This window comes from Streptomyces sp. NBC_00285 (genome assembly GCF_036174265.1).
GTDB lineage: Bacteria > Actinomycetota > Actinomycetes > Streptomycetales > Streptomycetaceae > Streptomyces.
Genome location: NZ_CP108055.1, coordinates 1,911,771 through 1,928,598, shown reverse-complemented (window position 1 = coordinate 1,928,598; position 16,828 = coordinate 1,911,771). Strand labels below are relative to the sequence as shown.

10 protein-coding genes and 3 rRNA genes are annotated in these 16,828 nt (G+C 64.4%); 11 read left to right on the top strand and 2 right to left on the bottom strand.

All coding sequences use genetic code 11. From position 1 onward, the window contains the following. Positions 1-26: 26 nt before the first annotated feature. The 4 genes from OHT57_RS08780 (at position 27) to OHT57_RS08765 (ending at position 4,155) form a co-directional block, all read left to right on the top strand. Complete coding sequence (locus OHT57_RS08780) at positions 27-1,994, top strand: acetoacetate--CoA ligase (protein WP_328745507.1); 1,968 nt, start codon at positions 27-29, stop codon at positions 1,992-1,994. Between the two features lie 364 nt (positions 1,995-2,358). Continuing rightward, a complete protein-coding gene (locus tag OHT57_RS47410) occupies positions 2,359-2,526 on the top strand; it encodes a hypothetical protein (protein WP_443053433.1) in 168 nt (55 codons plus the stop codon). A 266-nt stretch (positions 2,527-2,792) separates the two neighbouring features. Continuing rightward, on the top strand, positions 2,793-3,239 hold the full coding sequence (locus tag OHT57_RS08770; protein WP_328745506.1) for a hypothetical protein: 447 nt from the start codon (positions 2,793-2,795) through the stop codon (positions 3,237-3,239). 22 nt (positions 3,240-3,261) lie between these two features. Next, a complete protein-coding gene (locus OHT57_RS08765) occupies positions 3,262-4,155 on the top strand; it encodes a hypothetical protein (protein WP_328745505.1) in 894 nt (297 codons plus the stop codon). A 66-nt stretch (positions 4,156-4,221) separates the two neighbouring features. Here the strand turns inward: OHT57_RS08765 and ptsP are convergent, their stop codons facing one another. Continuing rightward, positions 4,222-5,892 (bottom strand): phosphoenolpyruvate--protein phosphotransferase, encoded by a 1,671-nt coding sequence (ptsP, locus tag OHT57_RS08760; protein WP_328745504.1) that lies wholly within the window; start codon positions 5,890-5,892, stop codon positions 4,222-4,224. 82 nt (positions 5,893-5,974) lie between these two features. Continuing rightward, on the bottom strand, positions 5,975-6,424 hold the full coding sequence (locus OHT57_RS08755; RefSeq protein WP_328745503.1) for a PTS sugar transporter subunit IIA: 450 nt from the start codon (positions 6,422-6,424) through the stop codon (positions 5,975-5,977). Between the two features lie 557 nt (positions 6,425-6,981). Here OHT57_RS08755 and OHT57_RS08750 point away from each other — a divergent pair. The 7 genes from OHT57_RS08750 to OHT57_RS08720 all read left to right on the top strand — a co-directional run bounded on the left by OHT57_RS08750 (position 6,982) and on the right by OHT57_RS08720 (position 16,824). After that, positions 6,982-8,509 (top strand): 16S ribosomal RNA (locus tag OHT57_RS08750). Between the two features lie 315 nt (positions 8,510-8,824). Continuing rightward, a 23S ribosomal RNA gene (locus OHT57_RS08745) occupies positions 8,825-11,947 on the top strand. Positions 11,948-12,050: 103 nt separating this feature from the next. Beyond that, a 5S ribosomal RNA gene (gene rrf, locus OHT57_RS08740) occupies positions 12,051-12,167 on the top strand. The 16S, 23S and 5S rRNA genes sit together here, the layout of an rRNA operon. A 109-nt stretch (positions 12,168-12,276) precedes the next feature. Next, the gene (locus OHT57_RS08735) at positions 12,277-12,885 is read left to right on the top strand and encodes a CDP-alcohol phosphatidyltransferase family protein (RefSeq protein ID WP_328745502.1); all 609 of its coding nucleotides are present in this window, start codon (positions 12,277-12,279) and stop codon (positions 12,883-12,885) included. A gap of 115 nt (positions 12,886-13,000) precedes the next feature. Beyond that, positions 13,001-15,496, top strand: a complete 2,496-nt coding sequence (locus tag OHT57_RS08730) for a mannose-1-phosphate guanyltransferase (protein WP_328745501.1) — start codon at positions 13,001-13,003, stop codon at positions 15,494-15,496. 162 nt (positions 15,497-15,658) lie between these two features. Beyond that, positions 15,659-16,495: a DUF881 domain-containing protein gene (locus OHT57_RS08725; protein ID WP_328753151.1), complete on the top strand. Its 837-nt coding sequence runs from the start codon at positions 15,659-15,661 to the stop codon at positions 16,493-16,495. Continuing rightward, positions 16,492-16,824: a small basic family protein gene (locus tag OHT57_RS08720; protein ID WP_003988855.1), complete on the top strand. Its 333-nt coding sequence runs from the start codon at positions 16,492-16,494 to the stop codon at positions 16,822-16,824. Before OHT57_RS08725 ends, OHT57_RS08720 begins: the two co-directional genes overlap by 4 nt. Positions 16,825-16,828: the final 4 nt, after the last annotated feature.

The window sequence follows — 16,828 nt, the reverse complement described above, 5'->3', positions numbered from 1 at the left end:
GACGCGCACAGCCCGGGAGCCGCCCCATGTCGACCGTGAACCCCCAGCCGCTCTGGCAGCCGGATCCGCAGCGCATCGCCCGGGCCCAGGTCACCCGGTTCCAGGCATGGGCGGCCGAACACCACGGTGCCCCGGCCGAGGGCGGCTACGAGGCTCTCCACCGCTGGTCCGTGGACGAGCTGGAGGAGTTCTGGGCAGCGGTCACGCAGTGGTTCCACGTACGGTTCTCGACGCCCTACGCGCGCGTGCTGGGCGAGCGCTCGATGCCGGGCGCCGAATGGTTCCCGGGCGCCACCCTCAACTACGCCGAGCACGCCCTGCGCGCGGCCGCGACCCGCGCCGACGAACCCGCCCTCCTGTACGTCGACGAGACCCATGAACCGCGTCCGGTGACCTGGTCCGAGCTGCGCCGCCAGGTCGGCTCCCTGGCCGCCGAGCTGCGGGTCCTCGGCGTACGTCCGGGAGACCGCGTCAGCGGCTACCTCCCGAACATCCCGGAAGCCGTCGTCGCACTCCTCGCCACGGCCGCCGTGGGCGCCGTATGGACGTCATGCGCCCCCGACTTCGGTGCCCGCAGCGTCCTGGACCGCTTCCAGCAGGTCGAACCGGTGGTCCTGTTCACCGTCGACGGGTACCGCTACGGCGGCAAGGAGCACGACCGCCGGGAGACAGTCGCCGAACTCCGCGGCGAACTCCCCTCCCTCCGTGCCGTCGTCCACATCCCGCTGCTGGGTACCGAGGCTCCCGAAGGAGCCCTGGAGTGGTCCGCCCTGACGAACGCGGACACCGAGCCGGTCTTCGAGCAGGTGCCTTTCGCCCACCCGCTGTGGGTGCTCTACTCCTCCGGCACGACGGGCCTGCCCAAGGCCATCGTCCAGTCCCAGGGCGGCATCCTCGTCGAGCACCTCAAGCAGCTCGGCCTGCACTGCGACCTGGGTCCCGAGGACCGCTTCTTCTGGTACACCTCCACAGGCTGGATGATGTGGAACTTCCTCGTCTCCGGCCTCCTCACCGGCACGACCGTCGTCCTGTACGACGGCAGCCCCGGCTATCCCGACACCGGCGCCCAGTGGCGGGTCGCCGAACGCACGGGCGCCACCCTCTACGGCACCTCGGCCGCGTACGTCATGGCCTGCCGCAAGGCCGACGTGCACCCAGGACGCGACTTCGACCTCTCCGCGGTGCGCTGCGTGGCCACCACCGGCTCACCGCTCCCGCCCGACGGGTTCCGCTGGCTGCACGACGAGGTCCGTGAGGACCTGTGGATCGCCTCCGTCAGCGGTGGCACGGACGTGTGCTCCTGCTTCGCCGGAGCCGTACCGACACTGCCCGTGTACATCGGTGAGCTCCAGGCCGCCGGTCTCGGAACCGACCTGCAGTCCTGGGATCCCAGCGGCGCACCCCTGACGGACGAGGTCGGCGAGCTCGTCGTCGCCAACCCCATGCCGTCGATGCCGATCCACTTCTGGAACGACCCCGACGGCAGCCGCTATCACGACAGTTACTTCGACACCTATCCCGGAGTGTGGCGCCACGGCGACTGGATCACCATCACCTCGCGCGGCTCCGTCGTCATCCACGGCCGCTCCGACTCGACGCTCAACCGGCAGGGCGTCCGCATGGGCTCAGCCGACATCTACGAGGCCGTGGAGCGGCTCCCCGAGATCAGGGAAACACTGGTCATCGGCATCGAACAGCCCGACGGAGGCTACTGGATGCCCCTCTTCGTGCATCTCGTCCCGGGAGCCGTCCTCGACCAGGCACTTCTGGACCGCATCAAGCGGACCATCCGCGAAAACCTCTCACCGCGCCACATCCCCGACGAGGTCATCGAGGTGCCCGGCATCCCGCACACCCTCACCGGGAAGCGCATCGAGGTCCCCGTGAAGCGACTCCTCCAGGGCACGCCCCTGGACAAGGCGGTCAACCCCGGCTCCATCGACAATCTCGACCTGCTCCACTTCTACGAGGACCTGGCCCGCAAGCGCGCCTGACCCGGCGGGTCAACCACCGTAGGTGGCCTCGGACCGAGGCCGGCCGCACCGCGTCGGCCGGTTCGAGCTCGGCGACGGTGATCCGCACCCCCGGACCGGACGACAGCCGGAACCGGGCCCCGGCCGCGACCCACCAGCCGTACGAGCACAGCCCGTTCACCACGGCCGACTCGTCCCGGACGCTCTCGGCGCGAGCCACCAACGCGCGCGTACCTTCGTCGGTGAGGAGCCCGTACACCGTCTCCGGGAGCAGATGACTGACTCAGCCGAGGTCAGCAGCAGCCGCCCGTCGTGCCGGTCCACCGTGATCGGATCACACGCGGCGGCCGCCCACCGCAGGTCCGTCCCCAGGAACTTGCTCACCGTGCGCACATGCACCCAGCGCCGCAACCCGCCGCCGGTGAGAGTCCGCAGAGGCGTGATCGTTCTCTACGACCAGCACCTCAGGACGGTCCCGGAGCACATCCAACAGCGCGTCCCGGCGCTCGACGGAGCAGCCACCACCGTACGGATTCTGGCCCTCGCCTCCTAGGCCGTCCTCACCAACCTCTACGCCGCCCGGGTGGCAGGCCCGGACCGCGTCCGCTACCAGGCTTCCACCAGACCATCGCGAACGCGGGCTGGGCGATCGGCGGTCTCGCCGCCGCGGCGGCCCTGACGATCGGGACGACCGCCGCCTGTCAGTGGCTTCTCGCCGGTGACGCCCTGTCCTTCGTCGCCTCGGCCCTCCTCACCCTGCGATGCGGCGAGCCACAGGCTCCTTCCCGCACCGTCACCGGCTCGAAGCACGCGGCTCCCATGACCCGGCCGGCCAACCCCTGGCGCGACCGCACCTACCTCGCATACGTCGCCACCGAAGCGGTTCTCTTCCTCGACGACGCCATGTTCAAAGTCGGACTGCCTCTGCGGATCGCACACGCGAGCAACGCACCGCACGGACTGGCGCCCCTCCTCATGGTCCTCAACAACGTCATGGTCGTGGCCCTCCAGATCCCGCTCGCCCGATTCGGCACCACCACGGCGGCCGCCTTCACCACGGCCGAGATGCTTCACGCCACCGTCTCGTGGGAACTCTCCGTCGCCCTCGCCCTCGCCCTCGCCCTCGCCCTCGACACCGGCCCGGCGGGATGGCTCACGTTCGGCACACTGATCGCTCTGACCTGCGCAGTCCAGCACCAGCTGGTCCGCGTACGTCTCGGCACACCCCCGTTGTCAGTGCCGCCGATTACTGTGAGTGAGCATTGATCGACTGCACGCAGGGGGAAACATGGCGCACACCGCCCACCAGACGATGCGACGCGCGCTGCGCCGCGAAATCGCCGGCACCATCGGCCTGCTCACCGACGAACACGACTTCCGCGCCATGCGGCGCTACCGCAGCTTCACCTTCGCTGACCACGCGACCTACCTGAAACAGGTCGAAGACCTCCTGAAGACCCGCGCCTCGCAGGGCGGCCACACGACAGTGGCCCTCTTCGACCCCCTGGAGTACGCCGAGTTCTGCGAGGCCACGGGCCTCAACCCGGACATCCCGTCGAGTCGCACACGTTTTACCGCGGAACTCGCCAACACCGGACCGGCGCTCCCTTACGAGGGCCAGCCCCTGACCGACCTGGTGCCCGCCCTCGTGGACGAGGCTGTCCGCCAGGCCACCTGGGAGTACGCGACGACACTCCTCGCCCGACTCGGTGCCTGTGGTTCCTGTGGTGAGGACCTCGGCCGCGCGGCCTTCACCCGGGCCTCCCACCTTCTCGTCCAGATCCTGGACACAGCCCGGCCGGGCACACACCATCTCGTGTGCAGCATCACCAGTACTCCGGAAACCCTCGTCGCCGTTCTCCACTCCGACGAGAACGCCGGGGGAGCCGTACAACTCGACGAGGCCGAAGCCCTCGAATTCACCACCGTCCTCGCCCTGGGCATCGCCAACCAGAGCCCAGGTGGACTCGTCATGCGCACCACTGCCCAGGGAACCACCGACCGCATCTACGGCTGGCGCCTGCGCGGTGACGGCCTCGAACCCCTCACAGCCGGAGAAGTCTTCGACGCCTACTGCACCGACGTCGACTCCGGCGACCTGATCTCCCCGGAATCGGACGTCGACTACTGCGTCCCACCCGACCTCGGCCCGGAAGGGCAGACACTGCGTCACAGCCACTGAACACCTAGAGGGCGCCCCACCACAGGTGAGGCGCCCTCCCGGAACAGTCATACCGGTGCCGTGCGGTTACTCGCCGGACAGCACCGCCTGAGCCGCCTCGCGCGCCTCTTCGGCGCTGTCGGCCGCCCGTGCGGCCGCGGCCGCACGCTCACACTGCGCCAGGGTGTACTTCGCCAGGGTCCCCCGGACATAAGGAAGGGACGCGGAACCCATGGAAAGGGAGGTGACTCCGAGACCGGTCAGTACACAGGCGAGCAGCGGGTCGGAGGCCGCCTCGCCACAGACACCACAGCTCTTGCCCTCGGCCTTCGCCGCCTCCGCTGACAGCGCGACGAGGTCGAGCAGAGCAGGCTGCCACGGATCCTGAAGGCGGGACACCGCACCCACCTGACGGTCGGCGGCGAAGGTGTACTGAGCGAGGTCATTGGTCCCCAACGACAGGAACTCGACTTCCTGCAGAATCGACCGCGCCCGCAGGGCGGCCGAGGGAATCTCCACCATCGCGCCGAACTTCGCTCGCAGCCCCGCCGCACGACATGCATCGGCGAACGCCTTGGCATCGGCACGGTCCGCCACCATCGGGGCCATGACATCGAGGTGGACCGGCAGCCCCTCAACGGCCCTGGCGAGCGCCGTCAGTTGTGTGCGCAGTACCTCCGGGTGGTCGAGCAGCGTCCGCAGACCACGCACGCCGAGCGCCGGGTTCGGCTCGTCGGAAGGCGTCAGGAAGTCCAAGGGCTTGTCCGCGCCGGCGTCCAGTACACGAACGACAACACGCCCCTCCGGGAAGGCTTCGAGCACCTGCCGGTAGGCCTCGACCTGCTTCTCCTCGGACGGTGCGTTCTTGCTGTCGTCGAGGAAGAGGAACTCGGTACGGAAGAGACCGACACCCTCGGCTCCGGCCTCGACCGCGGCAGGCACGTCAGCCGGACCGCCGACATTGGCCAGCAGCGGCACCCTGTGGCCGTCGGCGGTGGCCCCCGGACCGGTCGACGCGGCGAGCGCAGCCTTCCGTTGGGCGGCCGCGGCCTCCAACTCGGCCTTCTTCTCGTCGCTCGGGTTCACGAAAACGTCGCCGGTGCTTCCATCGACGGCGATCACCGTGCCCTCCGTGAGCTCACCGGCACCCGGCAGCGCCACAACGGCCGGCACACCGAGTGCCCGCGCCAGAATCGCGCTATGACTGGTCGGGCCACCCTCCTCGGTCACAAAGCCCAGAACGAGCGTCGGATCCAGCAGAGCGGTGTCGGCGGGCGCGAGATCGCGCGCCACCAGAACATACGGCTCGTCACTGTCCGGCACGCCCGGCATGGGCACGCCCAGCAGACGGGCGACGATACGATTCCGCACGTCGTCGAGATCGGCCACGCGTCCGGCGAGGTACTCACCGGCAGCGGCCAGCAGCTCGCGGTACGCGGCGAACGCGTCGTAAACGGCACGCTCAGCAGTGCTGCCGACGGCGATCCGCCGGTCCACGTCCGCCATCAGCTCCGGGTCCTGCGCCATCATGGCCTGCGCCTCGAGCACCGCCTGGGCTTCACCCCCGGCCAGATTGCCGCGCGCCATCAGGTCGGCTGCCACGGCATCCACGGCCTTGCGAGCGCGTCCCTGTTCGCGCTCCGCGTCTTCCGCCGGAATCTGCTTGGCAGGCGGCTCCAGCACCGCCGTTCCCATGTGCCGAACCTCGCCGATCGCCACACCGTGGCTCACGCCGACGCCTCGCAGCGTTGTCTCCATCTCACCGTCTCCGATAGTGCGGCGGGTCCCGCCGCCGCGGTGGTTGTCATCCCTACCTACCGTCTCCCGACGGTAGGTGACGTCACTTCCAGGCGAAGAGACTGTCGCCGGCCTTCACGTCGCCGTCGTCACGCAGTTCGGAGAGCGCCTCGGCCGTGGCCTCCAGCGCCACGACCGGGCACACGGCGGACTTGCCGGCGGCCTCGACGGCAGCCGGGTTCCAGCGCACGACAGCCTGCCCGCGTGTGACGGTGTCGCCTTTGTTCACCAGCAGCTCGAATCCCTCGCCGTTCAACTGAACGGTGTCGATCCCGAGGTGGACGAGCACGCCGTGCCCCTCTTCGTCCACGACGACGAACGCGTGCGGGTGCAGAGAGACGATCACTCCGTCCACGGGCGCGACGGCCTCGGAGGGCTCACGTACGGGATCGATCGCCGTACCCGGGCCGACCATGGCCCCGGAGAAGACCGGATCCGGCACGGCGGCCAGTCCGATGGCGCGTCCTGCAAGAGGGGACGTCACGGTGGTCATGGGAAGCCTCCCAGGGGTGGAGCTGCGGGTATGCGCCGTCACTGCCTGGCTAGGACGGCGCTTTCCAGCAGCGTATGTCAGATGAAGTTCGGGCTCCGTATGGAAGATACCGCTAAGTGGTCTAGACCACCAGCCCCATGGATTTGCACCCTCTTCGCGGCCCCGTGTACAGTCGTAGTCCTGCTCGAGGCCGAGTGACGCCACCAAGTGTCCTGGTCGAGCAGCATCCAACTTGTCAGATCCCAACTCGGGATCACCTTCTGCGTGCTTGCAGGACGGTGGTCAGGGGGCCGGAAAATCACTGATAGAGTTTGGAACAACGAAGGGAAGCGCCCGGAGGAAAGCCCGAGAGGGTGAGTACAAAGGAAGCGTCCGTTCCTTGAGAACTCAACAGCGTGCCAAAAATCAACGCCAGATATGTTGATACCCCGTCTCCGGCCTTCATGGTCGTAGATGAGGTTCCTTTGAAGAATACACAGCGAGGACGCTGTGAGTGACTGCCTTATTCCGGTGGTTGCTCCGCTCTCGTGATGTGTGCACCCGATTACGGGTAAACATTCACGGAGAGTTTGATCCTGGCTCAGGACGAACGCTGGCGGCGTGCTTAACACATGCAAGTCGAACGATGAACCACTTCGGTGGGGATTAGTGGCGAACGGGTGAGTAACACGTGGGCAATCTGCCCTTCACTCTGGGACAAGCCCTGGAAACGGGGTCTAATACCGGATATCACTGCTACGGGCATCTGTGGTGGTTGAAAGCTCCGGCGGTGAAGGATGAGCCCGCGGCCTATCAGCTTGTTGGTGAGGTAATGGCTCACCAAGGCGACGACGGGTAGCCGGCCTGAGAGGGCGACCGGCCACACTGGGACTGAGACACGGCCCAGACTCCTACGGGAGGCAGCAGTGGGGAATATTGCACAATGGGCGAAAGCCTGATGCAGCGACGCCGCGTGAGGGATGACGGCCTTCGGGTTGTAAACCTCTTTCAGCAGGGAAGAAGCGAAAGTGACGGTACCTGCAGAAGAAGCGCCGGCTAACTACGTGCCAGCAGCCGCGGTAATACGTAGGGCGCAAGCGTTGTCCGGAATTATTGGGCGTAAAGAGCTCGTAGGCGGCTTGTCACGTCGGGTGTGAAAGCCCGGGGCTTAACCCCGGGTCTGCATTCGATACGGGCAGGCTAGAGTGTGGTAGGGGAGATCGGAATTCCTGGTGTAGCGGTGAAATGCGCAGATATCAGGAGGAACACCGGTGGCGAAGGCGGATCTCTGGGCCATTACTGACGCTGAGGAGCGAAAGCGTGGGGAGCGAACAGGATTAGATACCCTGGTAGTCCACGCCGTAAACGGTGGGAACTAGGTGTTGGCGACATTCCACGTCGTCGGTGCCGCAGCTAACGCATTAAGTTCCCCGCCTGGGGAGTACGGCCGCAAGGCTAAAACTCAAAGGAATTGACGGGGGCCCGCACAAGCAGCGGAGCATGTGGCTTAATTCGACGCAACGCGAAGAACCTTACCAAGGCTTGACATACGCCGGAAAGCATCAGAGATGGTGCCCCCCTTGTGGTCGGTGTACAGGTGGTGCATGGCTGTCGTCAGCTCGTGTCGTGAGATGTTGGGTTAAGTCCCGCAACGAGCGCAACCCTTGTCCTGTGTTGCCAGCGTGCCCTTCGGGGTGACGGGGACTCACAGGAGACCGCCGGGGTCAACTCGGAGGAAGGTGGGGACGACGTCAAGTCATCATGCCCCTTATGTCTTGGGCTGCACACGTGCTACAATGGCAGGTACAATGAGCTGCGATACCGTGAGGTGGAGCGAATCTCAAAAAGCCTGTCTCAGTTCGGATTGGGGTCTGCAACTCGACCCCATGAAGTCGGAGTTGCTAGTAATCGCAGATCAGCATTGCTGCGGTGAATACGTTCCCGGGCCTTGTACACACCGCCCGTCACGTCACGAAAGTCGGTAACACCCGAAGCCGGTGGCCCAACCCCCTTGTGGGGAGGGAGCTGTCGAAGGTGGGACTGGCGATTGGGACGAAGTCGTAACAAGGTAGCCGTACCGGAAGGTGCGGCTGGATCACCTCCTTTCTAAGGAGCACTTCTTACCGATCCCCACGGGGTGAGGTCAGAGGCCAGTACATCGGCGTACGTCCGATGCTGGTTGCTCACGGGTGGAACGTTGATTATTCGGCATCGTCAGTCATCTCGGGCTGCAAGTACTGCTCTTCGGAGCGTGGAAAGCTGATCATGAGTGGCGGGGATGCCGGGCACGCTGTTGGGTGTCTGAGGGCACGGCCGTAAGGTCTGTCTTCGGGTGCCGGCCCCAGTGAACTCCAGCTCAGGTTGGGGGTGATGGGTGGCTGGTCGTTGTTTGAGAACTGCACAGTGGACGCGAGCATCTGTGGCCAAGTTTTTAAGGGCGCACGGTGGATGCCTTGGCACCAGGAACCGATGAAGGACGTGGGAGGCCACGATAGTCCCCGGGGAGCCGTCAACCAGGCTTTGATCCGGGGGTTTCCGAATGGGGAAACCCGGCAGTCGTCATGGGCTGTCACCCATACCTGAACACATAGGGTATGTGGAGGGAACGCGGGGAAGTGAAACATCTCAGTACCCGCAGGAAGAGAAAACAACCGTGATTCCGGGAGTAGTGGCGAGCGAAACCGGATGAGGCCAAACCGTATACGTGTGAGACCCGGCAGGGGTTGCGTGTGCGGGGTTGTGGGATCTCTCTTCACAGTCTGCCGGCTGTGAGGCGAGTCAGAAACCGTTGATGTAGACGAAGGACATGCGAAAGGTCCGGCGTAGAGGGTAAGACCCCCGTAGTCGAAACGTCAACGGCTCGTTTGAGAGACACCCAAGTAGCACGGGGCCCGAGAAATCCCGTGTGAATCTGGCGGGACCACCCGCTAAGCCTAAATATTCCCTGGTGACCGATAGCGGATAGTACCGTGAGGGAATGGTGAAAAGTACCGCGGGAGCGGAGTGAAATAGTACCTGAAACCGTGTGCCTACAAGCCGTGGGAGCGTCGCGCATCAAGTTTACTTGGTGCGTCGTGACTGCGTGCCTTTTGAAGAATGAGCCTGCGAGTTTGCGGTGTGTTGCGAGGTTAACCCGTGTGGGGAAGCCGTAGCGAAAGCGAGTCCGAATAGGGCGTTTCAGTAGCACGCTCAAGACCCGAAGCGGAGTGATCTAGCCATGGGCAGGTTGAAGCGGAGGTAAGACTTCGTGGAGGACCGAACCCACCAGGGTTGAAAACCTGGGGGATGACCTGTGGTTAGGGGTGAAAGGCCAATCAAACTCCGTGATAGCTGGTTCTCCCCGAAATGCATTTAGGTGCAGCGTCGTGTGTTTCTTGCCGGAGGTAGAGCACTGGATAGGCGATGGGCCCTACCGGGTTACTGACCTTAGCCAAACTCCGAATGCCGGTAAGTGAGAGCGCGGCAGTGAGACTGTGGGGGATAAGCTCCATGGTCGAGAGGGAAACAGCCCAGAGCATCGACTAAGGCCCCTAAGCGTACGCTAAGTGGGAAAGGATGTGGAGTCGCACAGACAACCAGGAGGTTGGCTTAGAAGCAGCCACCCTTGAAAGAGTGCGTAATAGCTCACTGGTCTAGTGATTCCGCGCCGACAATGTAGCGGGGCTCAAGCGTACCGCCGAAGTCGTGTCATTCATACAATAGGGCCAACGCCTGTATGGATGGGTAGGGGAGCGTCGTGTGCCGGGTGAAGCTGCAGCGGAAGCTAGTGGTGGACGGTTCACGAGTGAGAATGCAGGCATGAGTAGCGATACACACGTGGGAAACGTGTGCGCCGATTGACTAAGGGTTCCTGGGTCAAGCTGATCTGCCCAGGGTAAGTCGGGACCTAAGGCGAGGCCGACAGGCGTAGTCGATGGATAACCGGTTGATATTCCGGTACCCGCTGTGAAGCGTCAAACATTGAATCAGGCGATGCTAAGTCCGTGAAGCCGTTCCGGACCCTTCGGGGAATGGAAAGTGGTGGAGCCGGCGAACCAGACTTGTAGTAGGTGAGTGATGGGGTGACGCAGGAAGGTAGTCCATCCCGGGCGGTGGTTGTCCCGGGGTAAGGGTGTAGGACGAATGGTAGGCAAATCCGCCGTTCATTAAGTCTGAGACCTGATGCCGAGCCGATTGTGGTGAAGTGGATGATCCTATGCTGTCGAGAAAAGCCTCTAGCGAGTTTCATGGCGGCCCGTACCCTAAACCGACTCAGGTGGTCAGGTAGAGAATACCGAGGCGTTCGGGTGAACTATGGTTAAGGAACTCGGCAAAATGCCCCCGTAACTTCGGGAGAAGGGGGGCCATCACTGGTGATCCGATTTACTCGGTGAGCTGGGGGTGGCCGCAGAGACCAGCGAGAAGCGACTGTTTACTAAAAACACAGGTCCGTGCGAAGCCGTAAGGCGATGTATACGGACTGACGCCTGCCCGGTGCTGGAACGTTAAGGGGACCGGTTAGTCACATTTCGGTGTGGCGAAGCTGAGAACTTAAGCGCCAGTAAACGGCGGTGGTAACTATAACCATCCTAAGGTAGCGAAATTCCTTGTCGGGTAAGTTCCGACCTGCACGAATGGCGTAACGACTTCTCGACTGTCTCAACCATAGGCCCGGTGAAATTGCACTACGAGTAAAGATGCTCGTTTCGCGCAGCAGGACGGAAAGACCCCGGGACCTTTACTACAGTTTGATATTGGTGTTCGGTTCGGCTTGTGTAGGATAGCTGGGAGACTGTGAAGCGGGCACGCCAGTGTCTGTGGAGTCGTCGTTGAAATACCAGTCTGGTCGTGCTGGATGTCTAACCTGGGTCCGTGATCCGGATCAGGGACAGTGTCTGATGGGTAGTTTAACTGGGGCGGTTGCCTCCTAAAGAGTAACGGAGGCGCCCAAAGGTTCCCTCAGCCTGGTTGGCAATCAGGTGTTGAGTGTAAGTGCACAAGGGAGCTTGACTGTGAGACCGACGGGTCGAGCAGGGACGAAAGTCGGGACTAGTGATCCGGCGGTGGCTTGTGGAAGCGCCGTCGCTCAACGGATAAAAGGTACCCCGGGGATAACAGGCTGATCTTCCCCAAGAGTCCATATCGACGGGATGGTTTGGCACCTCGATGTCGGCTCGTCGCATCCTGGGGCTGGAGTCGGTCCCAAGGGTTGGGCTGTTCGCCCATTAAAGCGGTACGCGAGCTGGGTTTAGAACGTCGTGAGACAGTTCGGTCCCTATCCGCTGCGCGCGCAGGAATATTGAGAAGGGCTGTCCCTAGTACGAGAGGACCGGGACGGACGAACCTCTGGTGTGCCAGTTGTCCTGCCAAGGGCATGGCTGGTTGGCTACGTTCGGGAGGGATAACCGCTGAAAGCATCTAAGCGGGAAGCCTGCTTCGAGATGAGTATTCCCACCCCCTTTGAGGGGTTAAGGCTCCCAGTAGACGACTGGGTTGATAGGCCGGATCTGGAAGGCGGGTAACCGCTGGAGGTGACCGGTACTAATAGGCCGAGGGCTTGTCCTCAGTTGCTCGCGTCCACTGTGTTGGTTCTGAAACCACGAACAGCCCCACATCCCTGTGGTTTACGAGGGGTGTGGTGTGGCATGGTTCGACAGTTTCATAGTGTTTCGGTGGTCATAGCGTGAGGGAAACGCCCGGTTACATTCCGAACCCGGAAGCTAAGCCTTACAGCGCCGATGGTACTGCAGGGGGGACCCTGTGGGAGAGTAGGACACCGCCGAACTCCTTTTAGAGCTCTGGCTCTTGGGCGCACAGCCCAAGAGCCAGAGCTTTTTTGTGTTGAGGTAGGGTCAGGGGGCATCGTCGGCACATTTCCCACAGGAGGCTCCCGGGTGGAGGTCCAGGAGACCCGGGTCCAGACGGACCGGGTCCTCACCATCCCCAACATCCTCAGCATGGCGCGGCTCGTTGGTGTGCCGCTCTTCCTGTGGCTGATCCTCAGGCCTGAGTTCGGGGGCCCCAGGAGCGACGAGTGGGCGTTGCTGGTGTTGGCCCTGAGCGGCATCAGTGACTACCTGGACGGCAAGCTCGCCCGCCGCTGGAACCAGATCAGCAGCCTGGGCCGGCTGTTGGACCCCGCAGCCGACCGGCTCTACATTCTCTCGACCTTGGTCGGGCTCACCTGGCGCGAAATTCTGCCAATCTGGTTGACGGCTGCACTGCTTCTGCGTGAGCTGGTTCTCCTGGTGATGGTGGGCATCCTCAGGCGTCACGGCTATCCTCCGCCGCAGGTGAACTTCCTCGGCAAGGCTGCCACCTTCAACCTGATGTACGCCTTCCCGTTGCTCCTGCTCAGTGACGGAACTGGATGGCTCTCGTCACTCGCTGCTATTTTCGGATGGGCGTTCGCAGGATGGGGTACAACCCTCTACTGGTGGGCAGGAGTCCTCTACGTGGTACAAGTCCGCCGCCTAGTCCGTGCGGACGCCATGGCCGATTGAACTCGTCCATTGGCACAGCCGTAACGGCTCGATGGCCCCCGCCGGGAATGTGCGGGACAATCTGGACGGGTGAAGTCGGCTAGACCGTCATCTCTTGGAGGAGGACGCTTCCGACATGAAGGCCGTCGTGATGGCCGGAGGCGAAGGCACACGCCTTCGCCCAATGACCTCAAGCATGCCCAAGCCGCTCCTGCCGGTGGTAAACCGGCCGATCATGGAGCACGTTCTTCGGCTGCTCAAAAGGCATGGTCTCAACGAGACCGTCGTCACTGTGCAGTTCCTGGCCTCGCTGGTCAAGAACTACTTCGGTGACGGTGAAGAGCTCGGGATGGAGCTCTCTTATGCCAACGAGGAGAAGCCACTCGGTACCGCCGGAAGCGTCAAGAACGCCGAAGAGGCGTTGAAGGACGATGCTTTCCTCGTAATTTCCGGTGATGCCCTGACCGACTTCGATCTCACCGAACTCATCAACTTCCACAAGGAAAAGGGCGCGCTGGTCACTGTCTGCCTGACGCGCGTACCCAATCCACTCGAATTCGGCATCACCATCGTCGATGAGGAGGGGAAGGTCGAGCGCTTCCTGGAGAAGCCGACCTGGGGGCAGGTTTTCTCGGACACGGTGAACACGGGCATCTACGTGATGGAGCCCGAGGTCTTCGACTATGTCGAGTCCGATGTACCCGTGGACTGGTCCGGCGATGTCTTTCCGCAGTTGATGAAGGAAGGCAAGCCGATCTACGGCTATATCGCTGAGGGGTACTGGGAGGACGTCGGCACCCACGAGAGCTATGTGAAGGCTCAGGCCGACGTTCTGGAGGGCAAGGTCGACGTCGAGATCGACGGCTTCGAAATCTCCCCGGGCGTATGGGTTGCCGAGGGTGCAGAGGTGCATCCTGACGCCGTTCTCCGCGGCCCGCTCTACATCGGGGACTACGCGAAGGTCGAGGCCGGCGCGGAAATTCGTGAGCACAGCGTCATCGGCTCCAACGTGGTCGTCAAGAGCGGGGCCTTTCTGCACAAGGCGGTTGTGCACGACAACGTGTACATCGGCCAGCAGAGCAATCTCCGTGGATGTGTCGTCGGGAAGAACACCGACATCATGCGGGCGGCCCGTATCGAGGACGGTGCGGTCATCGGTGACGAGTGCCTCGTCGGCGAGGAATCGATCATCCAGGGGAATGTTCGGGTCTACCCGTTCAAGACCATCGAGGCCGGCGCCTTCGTCAACACCTCCGTCATCTGGGAGTCCAGGGGCCAGGCGCATCTCTTCGGCGCCCGTGGGGTGTCCGGCATCCTGAACGTCGAGATCACTCCGGAGCTTGCGGTCCGGCTGGCCGGGGCCTACGCGACGACCCTCAAGAAGGGGTCGACCGTCACCACCGCCCGCGACCACTCCCGAGGCGCACGGGCGCTGAAGCGGGCAGTGATCTCCGCTCTCCAGGCCAGCGCCATCGACGTACGCGACCTGGAGAACGTGCCGTTGCCCGTGGCGCGGCAGCAGACCGCGCGCGGCAGTGCCGGTGGGATCATGATCAGGACCACGCCCGGGGTTCCGGACTCCGTGGACATCATGTTCTTCGACGGGCGGGGCGCGGACCTGTCCCAGGGCAGCCAGCGGAAGCTGGACCGGGTTTTCGCCCGGCAGGAGTACCGGCGGGCGTTCCCCGGGGAGATCGGTGATCTGCACTTCCCGGCGAGTGTCTTCGACTCGTACACCGGCTCGTTGCTGCGGAACGTCGACATCACAGGCATTTCCGAGTCCGGGCTCAAGGTCGTCGTGGACGCCTCGAACGGCAGCGCGGGACTGGTGCTGCCCAGTCTGCTCGGGAAGCTCGGTGTGGACTCGCTGACCATCAACCCGGGGCTCGACGAGTCCAGGCCCACGGAGACGGCGGACGCTCGGCGTTCGGGGCTGGTGCGGCTGGGAGAGATCGTGGCGTCCGCGCGAGCCGCGTTCGGAGTGCGGTTCGACCCTGTGGGTGAACGGCTGTCCCTGGTCGACGAGAAGGGGCGGATCATCGAGGACGACCGGGCGTTGCTCGTCATGCTCGATCTGGTCGCTGCGGAGCGGCGTAGCGGTCGTGTGGCGTTGCCGGTGACCACCACGCGGATCGGTGAGCAGGTGGCGGCGTACCACGGCACACAGGTGGAGTGGACGACCACTTCGCCCGACGACCTCACCCGTGTCGGCCGTGACGACTCGACGATCTTCGGTGGTGACGGCAAGGGCGGCTTCATCATTCCGGAGTTCAGCAGTGTCTTCGACGGCGCGGCGGCCTTCGTGAGGCTGATCGGGCTGGTGGCGCGGACGCAGCTGACGCTCAGCCAGATCGACGCGCGGATTCCGCGGGCACATGTCATCAAGCGGGATCTGGCGACTCCGTGGGCCGTCAAGGGGCTGGTGATGCGGCGGGTCGTCGAGGCGGCCGGCGATCGCTTTGTCGACACGACCGACGGTGTCCGGGTCGTGGAGACCGACGGGCGCTGGGTGATGGTGTTGCCGGACCCGGCCGAGGCGGTCACGCATCTGTGGGCCGAGGGGCCCGACGACGCTTCCGCGCAGGCTCTGCTCGACGAGTGGGCGGCCGTCGTGGACAGTGCCGGTCGCTGATCCACACACGCGCGTGCCGGACATGTGCCCCCAAGGGGGCCTGTCCGGCACGCGGATGGGGCCGTTCGGAGGTAGGGGTCGCGACGTGCGACGATGTTCGGCATGCCGCAGCAGCCCCCCGTCCGGAGCACGCCCACGCGCCCCTCGCGCCCGGACGCCTCCATGTCGCTGCTCACCAACGTCATGGACCACAGCCTCGATGACGGATACGCCGAGTCGGCGGCTCGGAAGAAGGCCGCCGGTGACGCTGGGCTCCCCAGGACGTTGCGGGCCAAGCTCGGCCTTGCCGTCGGCCTGGTGCTCGCGGCTCTGGTGGTCACCGTGGGGGCGGCGCAGGCGCGGGTGGCCGCTCCTGTCGTGGCCAAGGAGCGCGAGGAGCTCATCGACCGGATCGACCGTGAGACCGAGACGGCGGACAGGCTCGAGAAGAGCGTGGACGAGCTGCGCGACGACGTGAGTACACGGCAGCGCCAGGCGCTCAAACAGAGTGGCGACAGCGGCCAGGCCGATCTCATGGGCATCCTGTCGGGCGCCGTGGAAGTGCACGGCCCCGGCGTCAAGCTGGTTGTGAACGACGCCAAGGAAGCCAGCACCGGCGGTGACGGGAACCCGCGTGAGACCTCGGGGTTCTCCGACACCGGGCGCGTGCGCGACCGCGACATGCAGCGGGTCGTCAACGGACTGTGGGCGTCGGGGGCCGAGGCCATCTCCGTCAACGGACAGCGGCTGACCGCGTTGTCGGCGATCAGAGCCGCGGGTGACGCGATACTGGTCGACAACAAGCCGCTGGTTCCGCCGTATACGGTGCTTGCGGTGGGGGACGGGCAACGGCTGAGCAGCAGGTTCCAGAACAGTGCCGACGGACTGTATCTGCACGCCCTCCAAGAGGACTACGGCATCCGGACCGCCATCTCCGTGGAGGGCGACCTCCGGCTGCCGGCCGCACCGAGTGTGATCGTACGTACTGCAGAGCCGAGAACTGAGAAAGGCACATCGTGATCGCCGTACTGGGCCTCGTCGTGGGAGTCGTGGCCGGCCTGTTGGTCCGGCCCGAGGTTCCGGCGGTCGTCGAGCCTTATCTGCCGATCGCCGTGGTGGCGGCGCTCGACGCCGTCTTCGGGGGTCTGCGGGCCATGCTCGACGGCATCTTCGACGACAAGGTCTTCGTCGTGTCGTTCCTGTCGAACGTGGTCGTGGCCGCGCTGATCGTGTTCCTCGGCGACAAGTTGGGCGTGGGTGCGCAGCTGTCGACCGGTGTCGTGGTCGTGCTCGGGATCCGCATCTTCTCCAACGCCGCGGCGATCCGCCGGCACGTCTTCCGGGCGTGAGGCC

Coding starts and splice junctions, on each gene's coding strand:
- OHT57_RS08730 (WP_328745501.1), top strand. CDS start 13,001: ATGAAGGCCGTCGTGATGGCCGGAGGCGAAGGCACACGCCTTCGCCCA.
- OHT57_RS08755 (WP_328745503.1), bottom strand. CDS start 6,424: ATGACCACCGTGACGTCCCCTCTTGCAGGACGCGCCATCGGACTGGCC.
- OHT57_RS08770 (WP_328745506.1), top strand. CDS start 2,793: ATGACCCGGCCGGCCAACCCCTGGCGCGACCGCACCTACCTCGCATAC.
- OHT57_RS08725 (WP_328753151.1), top strand. CDS start 15,659: ATGTCGCTGCTCACCAACGTCATGGACCACAGCCTCGATGACGGATAC.
- OHT57_RS08765 (WP_328745505.1), top strand. CDS start 3,262: ATGGCGCACACCGCCCACCAGACGATGCGACGCGCGCTGCGCCGCGAA.
- OHT57_RS08780 (WP_328745507.1), top strand. CDS start 27: ATGTCGACCGTGAACCCCCAGCCGCTCTGGCAGCCGGATCCGCAGCGC.
- ptsP (WP_328745504.1), bottom strand. CDS start 5,892: ATGGAGACAACGCTGCGAGGCGTCGGCGTGAGCCACGGTGTGGCGATC.